The 20432-nt window shown below is 45.6% G+C and carries 25 protein-coding genes, 1 tRNA gene and 4 pseudogenes; 14 read left to right on the forward strand and 16 right to left on the reverse strand.

Annotated elements, in window-relative coordinates:
• Positions 1-4 precede the first annotated feature (4 nt).
• From JCM14467_RS06880 to JCM14467_RS06895, 4 genes are all read right to left on the reverse strand, one after another.
• Positions 5-493, reverse strand: a complete 489-nt coding sequence (locus JCM14467_RS06880) for a hypothetical protein (RefSeq protein WP_054849650.1) — start codon at positions 491-493, stop codon at positions 5-7.
• 26 nt (positions 494-519) lie between these two features.
• On the reverse strand, positions 520-675 hold the full coding sequence (locus tag JCM14467_RS06885) for a 50S ribosomal protein L39e (RefSeq protein ID WP_054849651.1): 156 nt from the start codon (positions 673-675) through the stop codon (positions 520-522).
• Positions 676-680: 5 nt separating this feature from the next.
• A complete protein-coding gene (locus tag JCM14467_RS06890) occupies positions 681-1049 on the reverse strand; it encodes a DNA-binding protein (protein ID WP_054849598.1) in 369 nt (122 codons plus the stop codon).
• 77 nt (positions 1050-1126) lie between these two features.
• The gene (locus JCM14467_RS06895; RefSeq protein WP_054849652.1) at positions 1127-1609 is read right to left on the reverse strand and encodes a 30S ribosomal protein S19e; all 483 of its coding nucleotides are present in this window, start codon (positions 1607-1609) and stop codon (positions 1127-1129) included.
• Between the two features lie 125 nt (positions 1610-1734).
• On the opposite strand from JCM14467_RS06895, the pseudogene JCM14467_RS06900 reads away from it, so the two are divergent.
• The 10 genes and pseudogenes from JCM14467_RS06900 (at position 1735) to JCM14467_RS06940 (ending at position 7131) form a co-directional block, all read left to right on the forward strand.
• A pseudogene (locus JCM14467_RS06900) lies at positions 1735-2606 on the forward strand (DUF1028 domain-containing protein).
• 38 nt (positions 2607-2644) lie between these two features.
• The gene (locus tag JCM14467_RS06905) at positions 2645-2983 is read left to right on the forward strand and encodes a transcription factor S (RefSeq protein ID WP_252900997.1); all 339 of its coding nucleotides are present in this window, start codon (positions 2645-2647) and stop codon (positions 2981-2983) included.
• 71 nt (positions 2984-3054) lie between these two features.
• On the forward strand, positions 3055-3810 hold the full coding sequence (gene pcn / locus JCM14467_RS06910) for a proliferating cell nuclear antigen (pcna) (RefSeq protein WP_054849599.1): 756 nt from the start codon (positions 3055-3057) through the stop codon (positions 3808-3810).
• An 81-nt stretch (positions 3811-3891) separates the two neighbouring features.
• On the forward strand, positions 3892-4950 hold the full coding sequence (priS, locus tag JCM14467_RS06915; RefSeq protein WP_252900998.1) for a DNA primase catalytic subunit PriS: 1059 nt from the start codon (positions 3892-3894) through the stop codon (positions 4948-4950).
• Positions 4934-5443: a hypothetical protein gene (locus JCM14467_RS06920; RefSeq protein WP_054849654.1), complete on the forward strand. Its 510-nt coding sequence runs from the start codon at positions 4934-4936 to the stop codon at positions 5441-5443. The genes priS and JCM14467_RS06920 overlap by 17 nt, the downstream gene beginning before the upstream one ends.
• Before the next feature lie 49 nt (positions 5444-5492).
• Positions 5493-5777 (forward strand): 50S ribosomal protein L44e, encoded by a 285-nt coding sequence (locus JCM14467_RS06925; protein ID WP_054849601.1) that lies wholly within the window; start codon positions 5493-5495, stop codon positions 5775-5777.
• A 6-nt stretch (positions 5778-5783) separates the two neighbouring features.
• Positions 5784-5971, forward strand: a pseudogene (locus JCM14467_RS06930) (30S ribosomal protein S27e).
• A gap of 67 nt (positions 5972-6038) precedes the next feature.
• The gene (locus JCM14467_RS16800) at positions 6039-6227 is read left to right on the forward strand and encodes a hypothetical protein (RefSeq protein WP_252900999.1); all 189 of its coding nucleotides are present in this window, start codon (positions 6039-6041) and stop codon (positions 6225-6227) included.
• Positions 6224-6889 carry a translation initiation factor IF-2 subunit alpha gene (locus JCM14467_RS06935; protein ID WP_252901000.1) on the forward strand — a complete coding sequence of 222 codons (666 nt, stop codon included), beginning with the start codon at positions 6224-6226 and terminating at the stop codon, positions 6887-6889. The genes JCM14467_RS16800 and JCM14467_RS06935 overlap by 4 nt, the downstream gene beginning before the upstream one ends.
• Positions 6890-6903: 14 nt before the next feature.
• Positions 6904-7131 (forward strand): RNA-protein complex protein Nop10, encoded by a 228-nt coding sequence (locus JCM14467_RS06940; protein ID WP_054849602.1) that lies wholly within the window; start codon positions 6904-6906, stop codon positions 7129-7131.
• On the opposite strand, the gene JCM14467_RS16805 is transcribed toward JCM14467_RS06940, so the two are convergent.
• Together JCM14467_RS16805 and JCM14467_RS16810 are read right to left on the reverse strand one after the other, a co-directional pair.
• On the reverse strand, positions 7128-8552 hold the full coding sequence (locus JCM14467_RS16805; RefSeq protein ID WP_252901001.1) for a hypothetical protein: 1425 nt from the start codon (positions 8550-8552) through the stop codon (positions 7128-7130). The genes JCM14467_RS06940 and JCM14467_RS16805 overlap by 4 nt on opposite strands.
• Positions 8553-8560: 8 nt before the next feature.
• On the reverse strand, positions 8561-9451 hold the full coding sequence (locus JCM14467_RS16810) for an STT3 domain-containing protein (RefSeq protein WP_252901002.1): 891 nt from the start codon (positions 9449-9451) through the stop codon (positions 8561-8563).
• A gap of 128 nt (positions 9452-9579) precedes the next feature.
• Between JCM14467_RS16810 and JCM14467_RS06950 the strand changes: the two are divergent.
• Both JCM14467_RS06950 and JCM14467_RS06955 read left to right on the forward strand, forming a co-directional pair.
• Positions 9580-10345, forward strand: a pseudogene (locus JCM14467_RS06950) (aldose 1-epimerase).
• 131 nt (positions 10346-10476) lie between these two features.
• A tRNA-Arg gene (locus tag JCM14467_RS06955) sits at positions 10477-10554 on the forward strand.
• 185 nt (positions 10555-10739) lie between these two features.
• On the opposite strand, the gene JCM14467_RS06960 is transcribed toward JCM14467_RS06955, so the two are convergent.
• Both JCM14467_RS06960 and JCM14467_RS06965 read right to left on the reverse strand, forming a co-directional pair.
• On the reverse strand, positions 10740-11021 hold the full coding sequence (locus tag JCM14467_RS06960; RefSeq protein ID WP_252901003.1) for a hypothetical protein: 282 nt from the start codon (positions 11019-11021) through the stop codon (positions 10740-10742).
• A 108-nt stretch (positions 11022-11129) separates the two neighbouring features.
• Complete coding sequence (locus JCM14467_RS06965) at positions 11130-11603, reverse strand: PaREP1 family protein (protein WP_054849603.1); 474 nt, start codon at positions 11601-11603, stop codon at positions 11130-11132.
• A gap of 132 nt (positions 11604-11735) precedes the next feature.
• Between JCM14467_RS06965 and JCM14467_RS06970 the strand changes: the two genes are divergently transcribed.
• Positions 11736-12047 carry a hypothetical protein gene (locus tag JCM14467_RS06970; RefSeq protein WP_054849604.1) on the forward strand — a complete coding sequence of 104 codons (312 nt, stop codon included), beginning with the start codon at positions 11736-11738 and terminating at the stop codon, positions 12045-12047.
• On the opposite strand, the gene JCM14467_RS06975 is transcribed toward JCM14467_RS06970, so the two are convergent.
• From JCM14467_RS06975 to JCM14467_RS07005, 8 genes are read right to left on the reverse strand one after another with little or no spacing between them, the layout of a single operon-like run.
• Complete coding sequence (locus JCM14467_RS06975) at positions 12042-12611, reverse strand: hypothetical protein (protein ID WP_054849605.1); 570 nt, start codon at positions 12609-12611, stop codon at positions 12042-12044. The genes JCM14467_RS06970 and JCM14467_RS06975 overlap by 6 nt on opposite strands.
• A 1-nt stretch (position 12612) precedes the next feature.
• Complete coding sequence (locus tag JCM14467_RS06980; RefSeq protein WP_054849655.1) at positions 12613-13905, reverse strand: DUF58 domain-containing protein; 1293 nt, start codon at positions 13903-13905, stop codon at positions 12613-12615.
• 9 nt (positions 13906-13914) lie between these two features.
• Positions 13915-14868: an AAA family ATPase gene (locus JCM14467_RS06985; protein ID WP_054849606.1), complete on the reverse strand. Its 954-nt coding sequence runs from the start codon at positions 14866-14868 to the stop codon at positions 13915-13917.
• Between the two features lie 33 nt (positions 14869-14901).
• Positions 14902-15318 (reverse strand): hypothetical protein, encoded by a 417-nt coding sequence (locus JCM14467_RS16815; protein WP_252901004.1) that lies wholly within the window; start codon positions 15316-15318, stop codon positions 14902-14904.
• Complete coding sequence (locus JCM14467_RS16820; RefSeq protein WP_252901005.1) at positions 15306-15959, reverse strand: hypothetical protein; 654 nt, start codon at positions 15957-15959, stop codon at positions 15306-15308. Before JCM14467_RS16820 ends, JCM14467_RS16815 begins: the two co-directional genes overlap by 13 nt.
• Positions 15949-17091: a DUF4129 domain-containing protein gene (locus JCM14467_RS06995; RefSeq protein WP_054849607.1), complete on the reverse strand. Its 1143-nt coding sequence runs from the start codon at positions 17089-17091 to the stop codon at positions 15949-15951. Before JCM14467_RS06995 ends, JCM14467_RS16820 begins: the two co-directional genes overlap by 11 nt.
• A 41-nt stretch (positions 17092-17132) precedes the next feature.
• Complete coding sequence (locus JCM14467_RS07000; protein WP_054849656.1) at positions 17133-17792, reverse strand: hypothetical protein; 660 nt, start codon at positions 17790-17792, stop codon at positions 17133-17135.
• A gap of 53 nt (positions 17793-17845) precedes the next feature.
• Complete coding sequence (locus JCM14467_RS07005) at positions 17846-18643, reverse strand: MBL fold metallo-hydrolase (protein WP_054849608.1); 798 nt, start codon at positions 18641-18643, stop codon at positions 17846-17848.
• Between the two features lie 101 nt (positions 18644-18744).
• Between JCM14467_RS07005 and JCM14467_RS07010 the strand changes: the two are divergent.
• Positions 18745-20429: pseudogene (locus JCM14467_RS07010) on the forward strand (long-chain-fatty-acid--CoA ligase).
• Positions 20430-20432 lie beyond the last annotated feature (3 nt).

Raw genomic sequence — 20432 nt, forward strand, 5'->3', positions numbered from 1 at the left:
GCTTTTAAGCTTTTCCATGTATATTAATTATTGATTCTATAAATCCAATTATTAATAATGCAATTACCATTATAAATAATATTGTGAGTACAATTGCTAATACATTAATCACCTCAGGTCTATAAATACCAATTATTGTGATCTCCCCATTACCGATTGATGTTAGGTTAAGCCTAGTTATTGTTGTGAAGTTCAACTCCTTTAATTGATAAGGACCTAAACTGGCCGTGTAATAAAGCGTTAATGTTATGTTTGTCTCGGGTATCCACTTAATCACCGTTACATTAACGCCCAGGTTGCTATCGTTCGTCTCTAAAATAAGAAATATAATTTCTGAGGGATTTACGGTAAATGAACCATTAATCGGCAATCCTTTATAGTAATACTTAACACTAAAGGGATTTAATATTATGTACGTGGCAAGAACAACGGTAATTACACCAATTATGTAGGCGACAATCACAAACCTATTTCTAAGGACTTCGCGAAGCATGAGGAGCACTTATGGGATTTTTAATATTACACCTTCAGCTTAGTTCTTCGCCAAAGCCTTCTCGCTGGATTCGTTAAGACCCTCCTATCGGTCCTTGCCGTAACCCAAATCGGCGGTGCCCTATTTGACTTATTCGCTGCCGCAAGCCTTAACTTCTTACCCAATGGTTTATTCCTGGCCATACCCCTCACCTATACCTTATCCTGAACTCCCTATGGGTCTGTTTATAAATTGTTTCCAGTATCTTCTTCAAGTCCTCATCCGTGATTGGAACCCTAATCCTGCCCGACTGGGCTAATGTGATTAACTGCTGCTCAAGGGCCTCAACAAGCTCTGGCTTAACGACCCTAAGATTATCAAGTCTCTCCCTAGCCTCAGGCGTAAGTATCACCCTGAGCACAGCCCTCCTCTGGGCAGCCAATTCCTGTCTCTTCCTCTCTTCCTCAATCTGCTTCTGAAGCTCCTGAAGCTTCCTCTGCCTAATGGCCTCAAGCTCGTCCTCACTCATTTCCTGCTCACCCCCTGTTTCCTCATCGTAATTCTCATCAATAGACATGACATATCAGGGAGTAGTGAACTCACTTATTAACCTTTATCTATCAACCCTAAACCTAGCGAATGCGCAACGAGGCGTTACTCAGTGGTCGTCTTTGGAGTTAGGTACTTAGCCAACTCGGGCCTCTGCTTGACTAACTCCTTTAGTATGTTTAGGGCAATTTTATCAAGTAATGACCTACCCTGGGGCGTTAACACCCTACCCTCCTTAGTCTTCGCCACAAGACCCGCAGCCTCGAGTTGGTGAAGTATGTTCCTAATTATTGCACCACCAGCCTTCCTAGTCCTCTCACTCCTAACGGCAAAGCCTACCTTAGCCCTATAACTAAACGCCATCCTGAGACTGCCGAGTCCCACAGGGCCGTTTAGGTAGATCTTCCTTAAAACTGCGGCTGCCCTTATGTACCACCAATCATCCTGCATTGGTGGCCTGTCCTTATTCGGCCCTGTCTTAACGAATAATGCCCACTCTGGCGGCTTTACCTGTGGCATGTTCTCCTTCAGGTACTTAGCCAATTCCTTAATTAATAGGTCCGCAGGTACGTCCTTAACGCTTACCAAGCCGATCAAAAATGCGGGGTAATTAGGGTTAATAAGCATTTACTTGGCGTGGCCGCTCAATTTACGGTGGCGGCTAGCTATTGTTTAGGTAAAAGATATATGCAAGGAAATCTACCATAGTAGTCATGACATTCTCCATAGTGGCGACTGACGGTGTTGATGTGGCGTTGCCGTGGCATCGAAATTCATAGCCGTGGGCGCCATAGTACCTCACGCACGAGCAGGCATAGGCGCCGTAGCGACGCAGTGCTATGCAAATCCAAGGCTGGGCCAATTAATCCTTAAGTTACTTGAGTCAGGCCTTAACGCCAGCGACGCATTAACCAAGGCAATTAATGAGGATCCAGGCAAGGATGAGAGACAGATTGGTGTCGTGTCCATACGAGGTGGCGCTGCTGCGTATACCGGATCAAAGTGCCCCGAGTATGCGGGCCACATAGTGGGCAGTAACTATGCAGTTCAGGGCAACATACTCGTTGGCCCTGAGGTCCTCGAGAAAATGGCGAAGGCCTTCGAGGCGAAACGGGGTGAGTTAGTCGATAAATTGCTCGAGGCATTAACCGCCGGTGATGCGGCTGGTGGTGATAGGAGGGGTAGGCAATCGGCGGCGATTATAGTGCTTAGGCCAGGTGGTGGTTACCTCGGCTTATCCGATACTTACGTTGATCTCAGGGTTGACGATCACCCAGACCCTGTTGCCGAGTTACATAGGTTATTTGGCATTTGGGAGTTAACGTTGTTGAATAGGGAAGATCCTAATGATGTGGTTTTAAAGGCTGACGTTGCATTAATGGTTCAGAGGATACTTAAGGGGCTTGGCTTTTACAAAGGTGACCTACACGGTAATTGGGATGAGGCGACTGAGGAGGCCTTTAGGGCGTGGGCTGGTTATGAGAATTTTGAGAATAAGGTTAGGAGTGATGATAAGATCTGGGGCTCGGTATATCGTTACTTAATCAATGAGGCTAAGCGTAGGAGTTTACTTCCTGATGATTAGAAGGATTAATAAATAGGTTGCTTTGTGGGTTTGTTTCAATGGCCATAAGATTCTGCCCAAGGTGTAAGAGTGTAATGGTTCTAACAAAGAAGGATGGAAGGACCGTCTGGAGGTGCCCGAAGTGTGGTTATGAGGAGGAGGCTAACGCAGGTAGTGCGAAGCTTATTGAGAGGACTACTGTGGCTAAGAAGGATGATAAGCCAATAGTACTGACTAAGTCTGGCGATGAGGCGCTGCCTAAGGTCAAGAAGGTATGTCCAAAGTGTGGCTATGAGGAGGCCTACTTCTGGGTTCAGCAGACTAGGGCTGCGGATGAGCCACCGACTAGGTTTTACAAGTGTGTTAGGTGTGGCTACGTTTGGCGTGAGTATGAGTAAAACATAACTCAGGTAATACTGCCTCTGCTGAGGATGTAGAGTTTATATTTGAGTGGCGGTTTGTTAATTTGATGTCTGAGGTGAAGATAACATACCCAGATGCGAAGGAGTTTTCGCAGATAATCGATGCTGTATCGGCCTTGATCGAGGAGACTAGCTTCACCTTGGCTAGTGATGGACTTAAGCTTAGGGCCCTGGACCCATCGAGGACTGCGATGATTGACCTATTGATACCTAGGGAAGCCTTTGAGGAGTTTCCCGAGAGCCTAAGTGAGGAGGTTAGGATTGGCATCAACTTTGATGACTTCAAGAAATTGCTGAGGAGAATTAAGAAGGGCGATAAGATAAGCATGGAAGTCAGTGAGGGCAAGCTCAGGGTAAAACTTGTGGGTAAGGCCTCGAGGACAATGATGCTACCGTTGATCGACATTGGCGCCGAGGAATTACCGACACCAAAGGTTGTGTACACCGTGCTCGCCAAGGTATCAAGCGATGCACTGAATGAGGCGCTTAAGGATGCCGACGTTATAGCCGACGCCGTTAAGTTTGATGCTAAGGATGATGGCCTTTACGTGTCAGCCAGTAGTGATAAGGGTGATGTTGAGGTTAAGTTTGAGAAGGAGGGCGAGGTCATGTTTGAGTATGACCTTAAGGAGCCGGCAACGGCTAAGTACAGCCTCGATTACCTGGTCGATACGGTGTCGAAGGCCTATAGAATTAGTGATATAGTCACTATCGAGTTTGCGACGCAAAAGCCCATTGCGCTCACCTTCGAGATACCGATGGGCGGTAAGCTAACGTATTACATAGCGCCTATGATTGAGTAATTCCATGCCGTAAAAATATAAATAAATAATATGTTTTAACACTATAAAAATAATGATTTTTAATGGAAACTAATAACATAAGTGAGAGAGCTTCATATGCCGGGCTTCATTGATTTAGTGAGGGTATTGTTCAGGAATTATTATCGAGGTGTCGATCTATCTGAGGTCAATGACTTGGAGAGGAGGGAGTTTGGGTTTCAATTCTTCGATAGGGAAGGTATGATTAGGCACATGGCCTTTAGGAATAGTGATGAATTGAGACATTACCTTGTAAGTAATGTCCCATCACACGTGTACTACTCGTCAGCCCTTTATAACGACCCAGTCAACCCAGACATGGATGCCAAGGGCTGGCTAGGCGCTGACCTGATTTTCGATATTGACGGTGATCACCTACCAACACAGAATTGCCAGGGTGTTGAGTTAATGACTCTTGAGTGCCTGAGTGACGCTACTGAGGAGGTGAATAAGCTCATTGACTCCTTAATAGAGGATTTTGGCTTTTCCGACTCATCAATTAAAATATTCTTCAGTGGGCATAGGGGCTACCACGTACATATTGAGTTGTCTGATGTGCGTGGGTTAACTGATGAGGAGAGGAGAGAGATAATTGATTACCTGCTCCTACGTGGCTTTGACATGGAACGTCTAATTAGGGGTAATGCCGTCCTTATAGATGCTAGGTTGAGGGGTATTGGTGGTAGGTTAGCGTCATTAATTCATGAGTTAGATCCTGACCTCCTCAATAGCCTTAGTGGTAGAAGAAGGTTAGGTAAGTATGTAATTCGAAAACTAAATTCATTAAACCCTGTAATTAGTGAACGCTTGTCTATACATGTTGATGAGGTGGTCACTATGGATGTGCATAGGCTGATTAGAATGCCTAATTCATTGCATGGCAAGACCGGCCTCAGGGTCGTTAGGGTTAGTCCAAGTGATTTGGAGAGGGGTGCGGAGTTCATTATTGATAGGGCGGTACAGTTCAGGAGGGGTTCGCTAACGTTGAGGATAACCAGGAAGTTGCCGGTGAGGAGGGTCTTGGGTGAGGATGTCGTTGGTGAGGAGGGAAGTGTTATTAAGGTGCCGACCTATGTCGGTATTTACCTAGTAATGAGTGGTTGGGGTGAGCCTGTTGATTAGTGATGTGCTTAGGAGGTTGATGGATTTTACGAAGCTTGAGGTGAGCACTGAGGAGATTCAGAAGCCTCCCTTTGAGTCCTATGCCCAATTAATACAGGAATTGAACAGGAGACTATCGACAAGCGGCAATGTGCTTGATAAGGAATTAATCGAGTCGACAATGGGCATGGTTAGGGAGACAATAGCAATACTCGCCAGGAAGAGGATGGAAAAGATAATGAGGTACTACCAAACAGGCAGGGAAATACCGCAGGACGCATTACTACCGGAGGAGAGGAGATTCCTAATGCCATTCCTGGAACTTAGGATTACCGAGGCACCTAAGGGCGAGACCCAGGGATTATCAATCGTATCCTTTAAGAAGGGATTCCCAGTACTCTATAGCGTCCGCCTAGTAACCATGGGGCCATTCTCCCAATTCGATATTGCCGTAATGCCGAGGAGCGATGCTGAGGAGCTTCTGCGTAGGGGTGTTATTGACATTATTCGTTGAGTTTGATGGAGGTAAAAGTATAAAAGGGGTTTTATCCTGTGGATACTTCGTGAAGTTTCCCAAGGTTGTGAGGGTTTATTGCCCAAGGTGTAATGCGTACACGGATCACACAGTGACTATTTATAGCCATGGGAAGAGGAGGAACTTAGCCGAGGGTCAGAGAAGGTACTTGAGGAAGCTTAAGGGCTATGGTTCGAGTAGGAAGCCGAAGCAGAAGAGGTTTGCTAAGACGACGAAGAAGATCGTCGTTAAACTCCAGTGTAGGCAGTGTGGTTATGTCCTAATGAGGACTGTGGGTAGGCTGAAGAAGCTTGAGTTAGCTGAGGCGAGGTGATGATGAATGCCCACTAATTGGCGTTCAGTCCTAGTCCCAAGGCCAAGGTCAAGGTTCTTAAGGGTTAGGTGTAATAATTGCGGTAATGAACAGGTGGTATTCGACAGGCCGGCATGGTTGTTAGGTGCTTGGTCTGTGGTAATGTGCTCATAGAGCCAACGGGCGGTAAGGTAGGGTTGTTGGTGCAACCATAGTCGCTGTTTATGAGTAAAACCAAATCAATGAAAAAAATATAAATTGCAAGTCATCCTCTCATAGCCAATGAGCAAGAGGGAGGAGAGGGTAGACGAGATTAAGAAGAACGTGCTATCAGTGAGGATTGCCAGGAAGGAACTACCAGACATTGGTGAGTTGGTCATTGGTACTGTGTATAAAATATTGGAGCATGGGGCGTACGTACTGCTCGATGAGTATGGGGGTATTGAGCCTATGCGCCAATTAATGAGGTGATTCAGTCCTGGTTCCACGACATTAAGGATTACCTAAGGCCTGGGCAGAAGGCGGTGTTTAGGGTTATTAGGGTTGATGCACGTAGGAGGCTCGTTGACGTCTCACTTAGGAAGGTTAAGGATGAGGAGAGGAGGGAGAAGTTGACGAAGTGGAAGAGGACGTTAAGGGGTGTGAAGCTTCTCGAGTTGGTTGCTAAGAAATTGAATATCTCACTCGACAGGGCTTTACAGGACTTTGGTTGGAAGCTCGAGGATTACTATGGCGATTTCCTATCGATTTTCGAGAACGTGGCTAAGTATGGGCCTGATGACTTGAGAAAGCTGGGTCTTAGTGATGATGTTATTAACGCCATTACTGAAATAGCCAGGGAGAGGATTGAGGTGGAGCCTGTGGAGATCTCCGGGATTATTAGGGTGATTAGCATTAAGCCTGATGGCGTGAAGCACGTCAGGGATGTGCTGCTCAAGGCCATGGAGTTGGCTAAGAAGGAGGGTGCTGAGAGCGTTAAGATATACACAATAGGCCCTCCCAGGTATAGGATTGACATCACGGGTAAGGATCCGAAGAAGCTCGAGCAGGTACTCAAGGACGTGGTTAACCTGGTCACTACCGAGATTAAGAAGAGGGGTGGTGAGGCCAGTTTTACGAGGATAAGCGAATGACCTAGGTGGTAGTTATGGACTCAATACTTAGGAAATGCAAAAGCTGTGGTAGGTATACTCTGAGAAAGGATGAGTGCCCATACTGCGGTGGTGAGCTCGAGGTTCCACATCCGCCTAAGTACTCACCAGATGATAAGTACGGTAGGTATAGGCTTATGATGAAGATAATGAGTGGCAGGATTAAGCTTAACCCAGACGTGGTGAATGCCATTATTTCAGGATCCTCGCAATCAATGAATTAATGAGCTAATGTTTGATTACGCGCCAGTGCCTCTAAGGTACTATAATTAATCTTATAGATTATTACCCAACCATAGGGCCTGGACACATAGACCAACTGAGCCCAGGGCGGTGGCTGTAGTAGGTAATACCAAGGCGTCACAGGCCCGGTATAGCCAGGAAAGCCTATGTATGTTAGCTTAAACGCAGTACCATTTGTGCCGGGCATTATTGTTGGTGCGCCCTCAAATATCCAATAGGCCGGCATGCCATTTATGGTGCATGTTGACCACACTGCATATGACGAGTCAACAACCTCTAAGTTAAACATTAGGCTATAAAGTGTTACGTTGTAGGCTGCATAGAATGTATTGTTGGCGAAGGGCACGTAGATCGTTGATGAACCAACCTGGGCGAGGGATATGAACGTATTAGATATGTAATTATTTGAGTACCCGGCTATCCTGGCCATCCAGTAACTCTTTGCGAAGTCCCCACCGGCCGGGTACTCAGGTATGAGTATGCAAACCGATCCCAAGCCGTAATTTGTCAAATTCACTGGGAGTATGGAGTATGGCTCGAATACTAGTATGTACTGCGGGTCGTGAAGTTCATTCAGCTTCTCCAGGATGCCCGTGTAGTCGTATGGGTTGGACATGAAGAAGTTGCCTATCAATGCTATCTGCGTGCTATTCACCGTTGAGTTATCGGCAAGGCTCGTCCTATTCCCAATAACCGCAATCCAATACCCATAGTCCCACCACGAGAGTACTGTCGCATTTGGTGGCGTGTTGTAAGATAGCCACTGAAGCGCGTCGAGCCAGTCAGGCGTTGGTATTGGTGGCGTCACTGTACTAACAATCTGCTGGGGCACTATGGACATAGATAGGGCTGGCTGTATATTAACTACCAGGGAAATGGCAAGTATAACACCAAGTAAAGCCGCTATGGATATGCCAATGAGAGCTCGCCTATTTAATGCGAGTTCCGTGAGCTTAACGAAGCCATATGCCGCGGCAGGAACCCAAAATAGTCCAAGCAACATGAATAGCCAGATCTCAGAGGATGCGAAGTAGGTGGCTGCCAATGACCCAAGGCTAATGAGTATTGCTGGGAGTGATAGCGACATTACTGAGAGGAGTATTGTGTATATCACGAATGGTATCGTTATTGAGACATTATACATACTCTGCTGTAGCGTTGATGGGGAGTGCTCGGCAACGCTCTGCACAATGGCACTCCTAGCCAGAGGCGCTAGTGCGCCAAGGAACTTACCACCGATTGATGTAAAGCTTAGCCCAATAATGACAGCCACAAACACTACAATTACCACTAGGAAGTACCTGACCACGGACACCATAATCTTCGGATGCCTTGGATATAGCTTGATTAGGGCGTAGGCAATTATTGAAAATAGCAGGGCGGCATTGGCGACACCACCCATTCCAGATATTAGTGTGTGGAATCCATACCTAGCGTTATTGCCACGAAGGCTGAGAAGCCCAGGTCAGTAAGTACGTAGGTTATGACGAGCCTGTCGATAGTGAATGGCAGGGTTTGTCTCCTGGCAATTCTAATGAGTAGGTAGAGTAGCATTACTATTGTGAATAATCCGTAGAAGTTCCATAGGAATACGTAGGAACCCCACACCCAAGTCGTTATGCCATTAAACAATGCCGAGAGTACGGCGAAGAGTATCCAGTAATTATCCTTCCTGACCAGGGACTCTATGTAGAAGGCGATGCCCAGGGTGGCTATGAATTGGAATATGGGCTCCGCCGCGAACCAACCAGCCGTACCCCTCTGCAGGAACATGGTCGTGAATACAGACCACAAAGCCGCCAGCAAGCCCACGTACTTACCACCAAGCCTATAACCAAGGTAGAACATTGCGGGGACGACTGCGGCATTGGCTATTGCGGGTAGTAAGACTGCTGACTGTAGTAGGTCGAAGCCGAAGTGAGACAATACTTTATACGCGAGCACGCCAAGCCAGGAAACGCCCGGCGAGAGTATTATGGTCCAATTAATACCCCATGGGTACCAGAAGTGGGTGAATAATGCACCGTAGCCCTTATGAAGCCACCAGAGGAGTCCCTTAATGGTTCCGTACTTAAGCATTTGCTCTGTCATGAAGAGCCTTATGTATGGGTCGAACTCATTTATGTACCAACCATAGAGAAGCACTGGGTATAATCTAAGGTAATAGGCGAGTAACGTGAATGAGAGTACGGCAGATAACATGGCAATCCACTGGGTAACCTTAACGTCAAGGGGTACAGAAGGCACTACCTGTGTGGTGGTCTCCACCTTAGTCTTACCAACGACCTTCGCCTTACTCATTACGGCTTGACTAAATAATCAATTTAAAAGTATTTTTCACAGGCAGGACACGAAAAACAAATTAGTGAGTACGTGGCACCTCGATTGTGGGATGCATTGATTTAAATAGTGGTGACGCACACGCCGTAATGTGCAACAGGGGCGCGTATTTACTAGAATGGTCGATCTCGGATAAAGACGTAGTATTACCGGGCGATCTCGATAAACCACGTGGGGTGGCATGGCCATATTGATACCATTCGCAAACCGCGTTAAGGGTGGGGAGTACGAGTTTGAGGGCGTGAGGTATCTCCTGCCTAAGAACGAGGAGGGCCACGCAATTCATGGGCTCGTTCTAAACGAGGAATGGGATGTAGTATCCATTGGCGAGAATAACGTATCACTTAAGCATGTTCTCCACAATCCAGGCTACCCAACTGAGTTAACATCAATCGTTAGGTACACACTAATTGATAAGGGACTTGATATTGAAATAATAGTCAGGAACACAGGCTTAAAGACGCACCACTGGTCGTTGGTGCTCACCCATACTTCATCATTAGTGGTGATTGGAGGTTGAAGACTCAGGGAAGCGTACAAATGTGTGAAGCCGTTAATAAAATACCGACGGGCAGGCTGGTGCCATTTGATATAAATAATACGGTGAGGAGGGAATTCGATGACTGCTTCCTAATAAGTAATGATGATATAGTGCTGGAATCCAATTACTCAACAATAAGGATCATAAGGCGTGGAATGCCCTACGTCCAAATATTCACGGGAGTGCCCAACGCAGTGGCAATAGAGCCAATGAGCGGAGCGCCAGACGCTTATCATAATGGCATGGGATTAATCATAATGAAACCGGGTGAGGAAAGGGTGTTTAAATTCACGATAGAGGTCCTGAGACTTTAAACAAGAAGAGTCCAAGCTTCACTCCATCCTTAATCGCTAAGGCCATGGCGCGGATTCATTGCTAATGGAAAATAATAACGAGTCTAAAGATCAAAAAAACTTAAATTTTCCGTAAAAGAGGCATCATCGAGGGCCCCGTAGCTCAGCATGGATAGAGCGGCGGCCTTCTAAGCCGTAGGTCGTGGGTTCAAATCCCACCGGGGCCGCCAGTTCTACGTTCAATCACTTAATGACTATTGCCGTGACCGTTTTTATGTCCATGAAACCATTGTTACGAAATTATTAACTCCTTTAATTACCTAATAACTTAATTCATAGGGATTAGGCGGAATTACGCTAAGCCTATCCTGGACTTTGTTAGGCATGGAGGTTATGAAGTCGTTGATTAATCACATCACTTAGGGAGAAGCTCTTTAACCTCATCGATTATCTCCCTAACCTTATCCAGCTCCCTCCTCACGAAGTCCTCATCGCATAGACCATCGTAGAAGCAGTCAATGTGTAAGAACTTCTCCCTAGCCGCGTACCTATCCCTAAGATAGTCAAGGCCGAGCCTTGCCAGGGCATCCCTCCTCTCCCTATACGTCCTGGCGTCAATACCTCTGGCCCTCAGTAACGCCTCAACGGCCTTACTAACTGCGAGCCAGCCCTTCTCGGCGGCGTCCCTCAATAGCATTGGGTCCCTAGATTGGTGTATTCATTCAATTCTGAAATAGCGGACTCCAACGCCTTAATAGCTTCACTTAAGGCTTCAATCATACTATGTTGAAAATGCAGTGCAGGTTTAAGTGTTTATGTTTAGGTAGGTCCGCAATTTCATAATTAACTTAATCACGTCATCCCTATGGGCATTAAAGGACTCCTTACCCAGGAAGCCGTGGTAGAAATTGGCATGAAGGGTCTCAGCACTTGAGAATAACCTGGTGTATTCAGGGTCGTGAGTCGTCTCCGTTAGGTAGGACGCTAACTCCCTAAGATCCCTATGGCTGTAGTGAGGCATCCCTAACCTCTCGCCTATGATATTAAGTAGTGCAGTCACAGCGCCCCAGTACTTCTCGCCAGCCTGTGCTAGATCGCCTTTGGCGTATAACTCCTCAGCCGATTTAAGGTATTCCTCGTGGAGTCTTAAGTACAACTCAATCTTACAAGGAGGATCAAGCCTCCCAGCTATTAAGTCGATAATGAACATCTCAACATCCCTATCGCCGGCAAGCTCCCTTAGTAATTTGGATATTGTTGGTGATGGAGTTATTGACACATTAATTGAATTGTGATGGGTTATTTAAAGTCCCTTTTCCCATCCTTGGCGTAGTTCTAGCATAGCCTTTTTAGACTTCATGGTATGCCTTACCAATGATTAATTTTTATACCAGTAGTTTGTTGGGCATTTGTGTCCTGTGAGGTTTACCTGGATAGGAACACCTTCTCCAGGGGTGAGTCGATCTACATTACCCTAGTTAACCTAGGCAATGCGCCGCTCCGTATTGGTTCTTGGCAGGTCATTGACGTTGGCGGTAGGGTTGTTTATTCTATCGAGCCTCCCCAAATCATTATTGCCCCAGGCTCCTCATTCGTTGTTGTTTGGTTTCAGCTTGATAATGAAGGTAAGTCAGTTGATAGGGGTAGGTATAGGGTTGTTTGGCGACCAGTGGTTAATGGTAATGTTCTTGAGTGCTTCAGTGACTTCTTTGATGTTTTATGATGAACCCCTCATCTTTGTAAGTAAGTATCTGGAAATAACTATGTAGGCCACCGCAAAGACCACGAGGGCTGTGAACGGGTCTACCAGGGGTATTGACATCATCGTTATTACGTAGTAAATAATGAGTGATACCAACAAAGATATTGTTAGGAATACGAGCAACCACTTAGTCAGGTCATTTAATGCTTTGTTAACCTCATCCTCATCATAACCCCTACTACTGAATTCCCTGGCATACCTCACGTAATTGCCATATAATTGGGATAATATTAATGAGTACTCCACGAGAGCTATAGACCCATTAAACATGACGAGGCCCTGGGGTGGGATGAGCGCCACGTGTAGTGTGTACGGTATATAGCCCTGTGAGGCTACCGATATTATCAACGCCACCACCAGGGCGGTCCAGGACTCGGCAGATAGGTTATTCATGAGGAGCCCAATAACCCCTATTGAGAGGATCACAGCAATGAGCACTAAGGCTATTGACGCGTCGTTAGGTATTAATAATGCGAAGGGTGTCACGGGAAGTACTAGTGATAATACCGCTAGGATCCGTCTCATCCTATAACCACCTGCCCAGGTATGTTGATACCCTGGCGATTAACGACCCAACGCCCTCGCAGGCGGGGTCCCAGGTAATTACCTTGGCATTCCTTGGCAATGCCCTGTATAGTCTCACCCTATCCCTAATAACCCATTGATTGCAGGGTAATCCACTTATTAAGTTCCTCATTAATACCGTGTCAGGCATTATATCGATTATTAAGGCCCTAGTAGGCAATTGACTAACTACGTCAATAATTTTCTCAATGCTTTCCCTATTTACGTTTGTTATAATTATTAACGCTGGGTCTGTCTCCTGAATAAGTCTATGCAGGGCTGGGTCCATGGTATAGCCCTTAATGGGTAATGCCCTCACAAACATTAGCTCCCTCAACAGCCTGTAGTATTGGGTAGTCCCTGAGCTTGGTATAACCCTTGGGCCCATTGGTATTGTCCAAAGACCAACGTTGTAGCCATACCTAAGCAAAACCCGGCTTAGGGATAGTGTGAGGGATATCCCGTACTCAAGGGGGTTATCCTCGGCGGTTCCATACCTCATCCACCAACCAATGTCCAGCAGTATTATCGTTGTCCTAAGTCCCTCCCTCTCATACTCATTAACCATGACTCTATGGCTGGGGTCCCTGGCAGTCGCCTTCCAATTAATGAATTTATAGGGGTCGCCGGGCACGTAATTCCTGACAGACCTAAACTCCGTGGAGTATGGCCCAAGTCTCGATGGTGGGTACCTGGGCAATCCTTGCCTTGGCTTAACTATTCCGAGAACCCTCCTGATAATCTTAATCCTTGGTATCACCTGAACACTTCCTTCAAGCTTTATGAAGCCCCTAATTGGTTCATGAATTCCCAGGGCATTATAGTACACGTAATCAATACCGCCCAATGAATAATTACCCCTCTTAACTGCCCTTAATACATACGTAAACCTCCTATTCACGTCACTAAATCCCTTGAAGATTACGTGGACATTATTACCCTTGGTTAATTCAAAACCCTCAGTCATGGATGTGTCTGGTATCGGTGGTGCCCTGATTATTAGTAGGCCGAAGCCCCCGTGAACCTTAACGTTTAATTCTATGTTCAGTTCCTCACCAACATACATAACACTCTTATCGGCATTGAGGGTTATCGATATCGTGGGTTTATCGCCCAGGCTTAACGCTATCACTAGTAGGATTAGGGGGAATAGGATAGAAAGTATGTATGGCTTAGACGTAGTCAGTACTGCGATTGCGGCTATAATCATTGGAAGAAGCATTAGAAGTAGTAGCGTTTTCGAGAACTCCCTCATTAACACTCACTACCTGGGCACCGGTATCTTCTCAACATACTCCCTAACAATATCCTCACCACTAACGCCCTCCAGGGCAACCTCAGGCTTAAGCACAATCCTATGACCAAGGGTCTCAACAATGACCCTCTTTATATCGTCAGGTATTACGTAGTCCCTACTATCAATGACGGCCATGGCCCTACCAATACTCATCAGCGCCATTAACCCCCTGGGGCTCGGCCCGGCGAGTACCCTGGGATCCCTCCTAATGATACTGAAGCTCGCTATGTACTTCATGACATCCTCACTAACCGTAACGCTACTCTCCACGAAGTCCCTAATCATTAGCAACTCCTCACCGCTCAACACAGTCCTTACCTGGGGTGTTGGGTCATTACTACGCCATGAGATCCTACGCTTAAGTAACTCAACCTCATCCCTCGGGTATCCTAGTTTTATTCTTATCATGAATCTGTCGAGTTGTGCTTCGGGTAGTGGGTATGTGCCTTCAAGCTCAATAGGATTCTGCGTAGCGACTACGATGAATGGTTGCGGAAGCTTTATGGTCTCACCCTCAATTGTTACCTGGCCCTCCTGCATAGCCTCAAGAAGAGCAGACTGAACCTTAGGAGGAGCCCTATTAACCTCATCAGCAAGGACAAAATTCGCAAATATTGGGCCAAGCACTAATTCAAAGCTGCCCTTATCAGGTCTCCAAACCTTAGTACCGATAATGTCACTGGGCAGTAGGTCCGGGGTGAATTGGATCCTTGAGAACCTGAGCCCGAGGACCTTAGCAAGCATTTTTGATAGGAAGGTCTTGCCGATGCCTGGCACATCCTCGATGAGGACATGGCCGCCGGCAATTATCGAGGCCAGTATTTTGGCGAGGACATCCTCATTACCAACGAAGTACCTAGTTATTTCGTTAATCACGGCCCTAATCCTCTCCGTTACGTAATCAATACCGACCTTACTCATTACTAGCCTAATATTGAATGCTAAGAGTTAAAATTAAGCATTTTTGTTGCCCAATAACTCACTGAGTAGTTCATTGACGAGGTTAATCCTATCCCTAACCTCCATTTCGAGGACCCTCCTATTGACCCTCCTACATGTTGATATGCCTGAGTAATTTATTAACCTATCAAGCCTATCAATAATCGCCTTATAATCCAGTCCGTCATTCGTTAATTCATGGACCAAGTACGCAATTAACTTATCCTTCTTTCCACTAACCACGAACTCCCTAACAGCCTCCTCAAATAGTGAGTACTCGGGTGATGGGACGACCTTAATCTCGCGCTTGTGCCTCTCGAACAATTCCTCCTCAATACCCTCAACCACGCTTAACCCACCAATGTATAGCCTGTACCCCGCATATACTATGGATATTGAGGCAATTATTATGAATGCTATTAATATGTACATGTTCCATGTTGGTGGTTTTGGTATTGAAAGTAATGAATACAGCAAACCAATCCCGAAGCGGCAAGCGCCAATGGGCGTGAATTCCTAATAATCCCCCTAACATTAATGCCGCGCTCCTCAATCATCGTAACCGGAGCGAGTACTAGATAAACAATGGAGGTCGCAGCAAATGGGTAAAACAACGGTAGGTAAAAGGCCCCAAATAGGTAACCAAGCCCAAGGAATATGAAGAAGTACGATAAATACCTAAACAATGACTCAGTAGGGCTCATTCCAATTACCTGCCTCGCTGAATACCTATCAATTATCGCACCAATTATGACTAAGGCCAGGAAGTTCATTAAGTAATTAATGATGAGCTCGTAACTCTTGTAATTAGCAATTAATATGGAGGTTAACCCTCCAATAAATAAGTATGTGAATAACGAGGGCGCCACCAACCTCTTAAGCATGTCCGCAGCAGCACTACTACGGTGTTTGACGAAATCGCTGATTAAGATCGTCGTTATTAAGGCTGTCGTAGGTATTATTAACGTAGCAATTAGGTGAATGCCAATGGACCTCATTAGGAGTAGTAATAATGTAAGTGATGCAAGTATTACGTATGCAATTACGTACTTAATGACTGAATTATGAGGCACCCTCACAGATGATCACCCTGGCATCCCTAAAGACCTTACCCAAGGCCCTAAGGAACTCCTCATAATCACGCCTATCAACGTCTCTAAGCCCATACCTAACCCTTTCAAATAACTCAATAATCGTATTTACCGAGTCCCAATCACCATTGACAACACCATCACTAACCAACTGCCTCATTACCTCCCTAATTGTTGCCGAATCCTTAATCGCAGCGTCTCCTATGTTTAGTCTAACAAAGTTAATAATATCATCCCTATAATCGCCAGCCCTAATGAATAAGTGATCCTCCCTATCGCCAAGCCTAATGCTAATGTCGTAACAACCCCTCGAAGGCATTACTAACAAATTACCCCTTAGTACTCCAGGCTTCGTAACGGCGACCTCGGCATTTCCCCTAATAATGATGGGTAATGGCTCGTTGAACCTCCAAATCAGTGGTAAATCCCTGGGTATCCCCATGTCAATCACGGCATTACCACCCCAACCACTGATACTCTTTATAGTCTCTCCCGGAAGTAGCTTGATGTCTTTCGGTAACTTAGTAAGTACTTCATTACTACTTCTCGATACTGGGTTGATCCTAGTGTCGATCCTCGTATTAATACTGGTAATAGTACTATTTAATTGATTGCCCGTATGAATATCTCTCCTTATTATTGTTAAGGAACTAATACCTATGATTATGACCGCCATCACCATCACAATGATTATTAATAATGGCGGTATTTTCAATGAAGTCATTACATTATTCACATACTGCTGACCACTTCCCGAACCTACTTGTGAAATCGAGGTACCTGAAGAACCACCACCTAACATTTGTGGGGGCTTTGGCGTACTTATCACTAGATGTTTCGTGATGTTGAATGGTATGTTGGGCATTATTATTGGCAGTGGTATTAATGGGATGTACAACTCTGCACTACGGGTTTCATTTATGTGCTGCGGTATTGTTATGTTCATTGGTGGCAATGTAATTATCGGTTGTGGTAAGTTTACGTGAATATTTAATGAGGTACTTCCCTGCTGTCCCCTTGATTCATTCAACTTTATTAACATGCCTATCGAGGATGTTAATAACCATGTTATTAATAATCCAATAATTAATACCAAAATTGCAGATTTATTCACATAATCACGCACAAATTCCGAATTTAAAATTCTTAGTAACCCTAACCTGTCCTTTGATCAAGTACTCTGCCCAGGTCAAACGCCAACAATGCAGTACCCACACTAATAAGTAAACCTCCAATCAATGGTGTCTCTATTGTTAAAATGCCGATTATTGTGATTAGGGCACTTACCTTAGTCCTAACCACGCTAAAGTCACTACCCAGTCGATATAGGGTTACCATGCTTAGGATAGACCCGAGGATCCCCAGGACCAGGGATATGAAGAGCGGTAGTGGTAGGTAAAGTGAGAATACGATGAAGTACTTATTGTAGGTCAGTATGAGTGGTTCCATTATTATTGGCTTGGGAATTAGGATATTACCCGCAAGTTCATTAACCATTAGATAGCCCGTGTAGGCTACATTCATGAAGTATGATGCCGTGATTATAATCGATCCAATAAATCCAATGAAGTACCTCTTACTGTAATGGGTAAGGTCTCTGAAGCCAAGTAGCCAAAACAATACTATGAGTACGTACGGTATCACCGTGGATATTAAGAGGAAGTATGACATCACGACTGTGAATATGTACGCAGCCAGTGGCGTGATTAGTAATGATAAGAATAACAATAATGTTAGGATAATAACGTCAGCAGATACTATGAATAGTGACCAGCGAATATACGTTATCCCACGCTCCAGGAAATCGATCGCCATTACCTTCAATGATTTTTAGGCAATGTGGAATTTAAACATTTATTAAAGCTCAATTACAGAACCAACACCACCAAGCCTAACTGCCCTAGCATGGCGTTATATAACGCCGCAATGCCAAGAATACCCGTGCAGTGCGTACCCACGACAACACTAGGCGACTTAGCAACCAGGTAATTAGTTACCTGCCTAATCCTATCCTCACCTAACCCCATGAAATGAAGTCCACCAATAATTGCGTATAACCTGTCCAACCCAGTTAATTGAAATCCATACTCCACAATATTCTCAACACCCGAATGCCCACAACCAGTTACTGCTATCAATCCGTTTGGATGCTTTATGTATAGTGCCATGTCGTCAGGCACTTCATCAGTGACGGCGCCGGTGTGCGAGGGACCCCACCTCCTCGGTATTTCACCTGACACTATGACGCCATCCGTTATCTTATAGGGCTCCTTAATCAGTATTAACTCAACGCCCTTACTCTCCAGGTAATCACTCGTGAAGTCTACACTTATGTCCTCAAGCTTACCACCCTCGCCGGTGGCGTAGGCCTTTGTGAATAGGTTAGTGTGCGCAATCATTTTTATGGGTCTTGACCTCGCGTTGAGGAGTGCCTTAACACCGCCGGTGTGGTCAATGTGCCTATGACTAATCACTAGGTATTCAGGTTCGTTAGGGTCTATGCCGAACGCCCTCATGTTATTTAATAATGCCATTCCCGTGAGCCCAGTATCATAGAGTATTTTATAATCATGTAAATAGGCTGCAAACCCCCACTCACTTAATAGCCGTCTGCTTAATGAGGAGAGTTGAGTTGCGTAATTATCGACTAATATCGTTATCTTCACAACCCTTAGCTCACTTGTATTAATTTAAGTTTTAAGGTATATACCTCTATATATGCATTATATTCAGAAGCCTTATAAATCAATGAATTAATGCCCTTGACATGCCAACTGAGGAAATTAAGTCCTTTTTCTATGACTTCCCATTAACAATAGACAAGATACTTGACTACGCAGTCACTGCCTTTCCTAATAATGAGGTTGTTTATTGGCCTCCTGGCGGCTCTAGGGTTTCGGTAACCTTCTCCCAATTCGCAGATAGGGTTCGCAGGGTAGCAGCAGCACTAATGGACCTTGACCTAAAGCCTGGTAAAGCTTGGGAGTTGGGTAGTAAGGTTGCCGTGCTTGAGTGGAACACGCTTAGGTACTTAGATCTTTACTATGCAGTTCCAAGTATTGGTGCCGCGCTGTTCACGGTTAATGCAATGCTTGCGCCCAAGGAGATCATATACACAATGGGTGTTGCAAAGCCTGAGGTATTCATTGTAAACATTGATTATTTTGAGCCATTGCTTAAGCCAATACTTGATAATGTGAAGAGCATAAAGGCCGTTATCTACATGAGTGATAGGGGTAAAACGCCAAGTCAGGATTATGGTGTTAAAATGATTCCTTACGAGGACCTACTCAAGCACGAACCACTCAGGGAATTCCCAGAAATCGACGAAAGAACACCGGCAACAATGCTATTCACATCAGGAACAACGGGATTGCCAAAGGGTGGTTACCATACACACAGGGGCTTGTTCTGCATACATTATCCACAGCACTCGCCGTGAAGAATCCACCAATAAATGCCTCACAGGATGATGTCGCCATGGTTCTAGTACCCATGTACCATGTACATGCATGGGGCTGGCCCTGGTCCACGATGATTAACGGCCATAGGAAGATTGTGTATCCCGGACGCTTTGATTGGGGCCACATACTAAGGCTAATTCATGAGGAAGGTATCACATTTTCAGCAGGTGTGCCTACAATACTTTATAACCTACTTAACCATCCAGACTCGCCAAAGTATGACCTAAGCAGGCTGAAATTCATAGTCGGCGGCGCAGCATTGCCAGAGGGTTTGCTAAAGGCTGCCCAGGCAAGGGGTGTGACCGTTATTAGTGGTTATGGACTAACCGAGACTGCACCTGTGCTGACCATAGCCTACCTAAGACCTGACCATAAGGACCTACCTCCGGAGAAGAAGAACGAGATTTACCTAAGGACAGGGATCATCATACCGCTTGTTCAGTTGCGCGTTGTTGATGAGCAGGACAGGGATGTACCTAGGGACGGTAAGACAATTGGCGAAATAGTTGTTAGGGCTCCATGGCTATTCAGGGAGTATATTGGTGATCCTGAGAAGACGAGGAATGCATGGCGCAACGGCTGGTTCCACACGGGTGATGCCGCTGTTTGGTTCCCCGATAATTACGTTAAGATCGCCGATAGGCTTAAGGACGTAATCAAGAGCGGTGGTGAGTGGATACCGAGCCTAAGGCTTGAGGACTTAATAAGCACGCACCCAGGCGTTAACCTAGTGGCTGTCGTTGGAGTTCCTCATGAGAAGTGGGGTGAGAGACCTGTGGCGATCGTTGTGCCCAAGCCTGGCTATGAGGGTAGGTTGACTGAGGATGAGATTAGGAACTACCTGATGCGGTTCGTGGAGAGGGGCGAGATACCGAAGTGGTGGATACCAGATAAGGTGATTTTCGTAAAGGAGTTGCCACTGACGAGCACTGGCAAGATTGATAAGAAGGTGCTTAGGGACCAGTATAAGGACGCGCTTAGCAAGTAAGCA

This window comes from Vulcanisaeta sp. JCM 14467, assembly GCF_001316245.1.
In the GTDB taxonomy this organism is placed as follows: Archaea; Thermoproteota; Thermoprotei; order Thermoproteales; family Thermocladiaceae; genus Vulcanisaeta.

Coding starts and splice junctions, on each gene's coding strand:
- JCM14467_RS06905 (WP_252900997.1), top strand. CDS start 2,645: ATGGCCATAAGATTCTGCCCAAGGTGTAAGAGTGTAATGGTTCTAACA.
- JCM14467_RS06885 (WP_054849651.1), bottom strand. CDS start 675: ATGGCCAGGAATAAACCATTGGGTAAGAAGTTAAGGCTTGCGGCAGCG.
- JCM14467_RS06890 (WP_054849598.1), bottom strand. CDS start 1,049: ATGTCTATTGATGAGAATTACGATGAGGAAACAGGGGGTGAGCAGGAA.
- JCM14467_RS06880 (WP_054849650.1), bottom strand. CDS start 493: ATGCTTCGCGAAGTCCTTAGAAATAGGTTTGTGATTGTCGCCTACATA.
- JCM14467_RS06985 (WP_054849606.1), bottom strand. CDS start 14,868: ATGAGTAAGGTCGGTATTGATTACGTAACGGAGAGGATTAGGGCCGTG.
- pcn (WP_054849599.1), top strand. CDS start 3,055: ATGTCTGAGGTGAAGATAACATACCCAGATGCGAAGGAGTTTTCGCAG.
- JCM14467_RS06960 (WP_252901003.1), bottom strand. CDS start 11,021: ATGCTATTGAGGGACGCCGCCGAGAAGGGCTGGCTCGCAGTTAGTAAG.
- JCM14467_RS16800 (WP_252900999.1), top strand. CDS start 6,039: ATGAGCAAGAGGGAGGAGAGGGTAGACGAGATTAAGAAGAACGTGCTA.
- JCM14467_RS16805 (WP_252901001.1), bottom strand. CDS start 8,552: ATGGGTGGTGTCGCCAATGCCGCCCTGCTATTTTCAATAATTGCCTAC.
- JCM14467_RS07000 (WP_054849656.1), bottom strand. CDS start 17,792: ATGGCGATCGATTTCCTGGAGCGTGGGATAACGTATATTCGCTGGTCA.
- JCM14467_RS06980 (WP_054849655.1), bottom strand. CDS start 13,905: ATGAGGGAGTTCTCGAAAACGCTACTACTTCTAATGCTTCTTCCAATG.
- JCM14467_RS16810 (WP_252901002.1), bottom strand. CDS start 9,451: ATGAGTAAGGCGAAGGTCGTTGGTAAGACTAAGGTGGAGACCACCACA.
- JCM14467_RS06975 (WP_054849605.1), bottom strand. CDS start 12,611: ATGAGACGGATCCTAGCGGTATTATCACTAGTACTTCCCGTGACACCC.
- JCM14467_RS06940 (WP_054849602.1), top strand. CDS start 6,904: ATGGACTCAATACTTAGGAAATGCAAAAGCTGTGGTAGGTATACTCTG.
- JCM14467_RS16815 (WP_252901004.1), bottom strand. CDS start 15,318: ATGTACATATTAATAGCATTCATAATAATTGCCTCAATATCCATAGTA.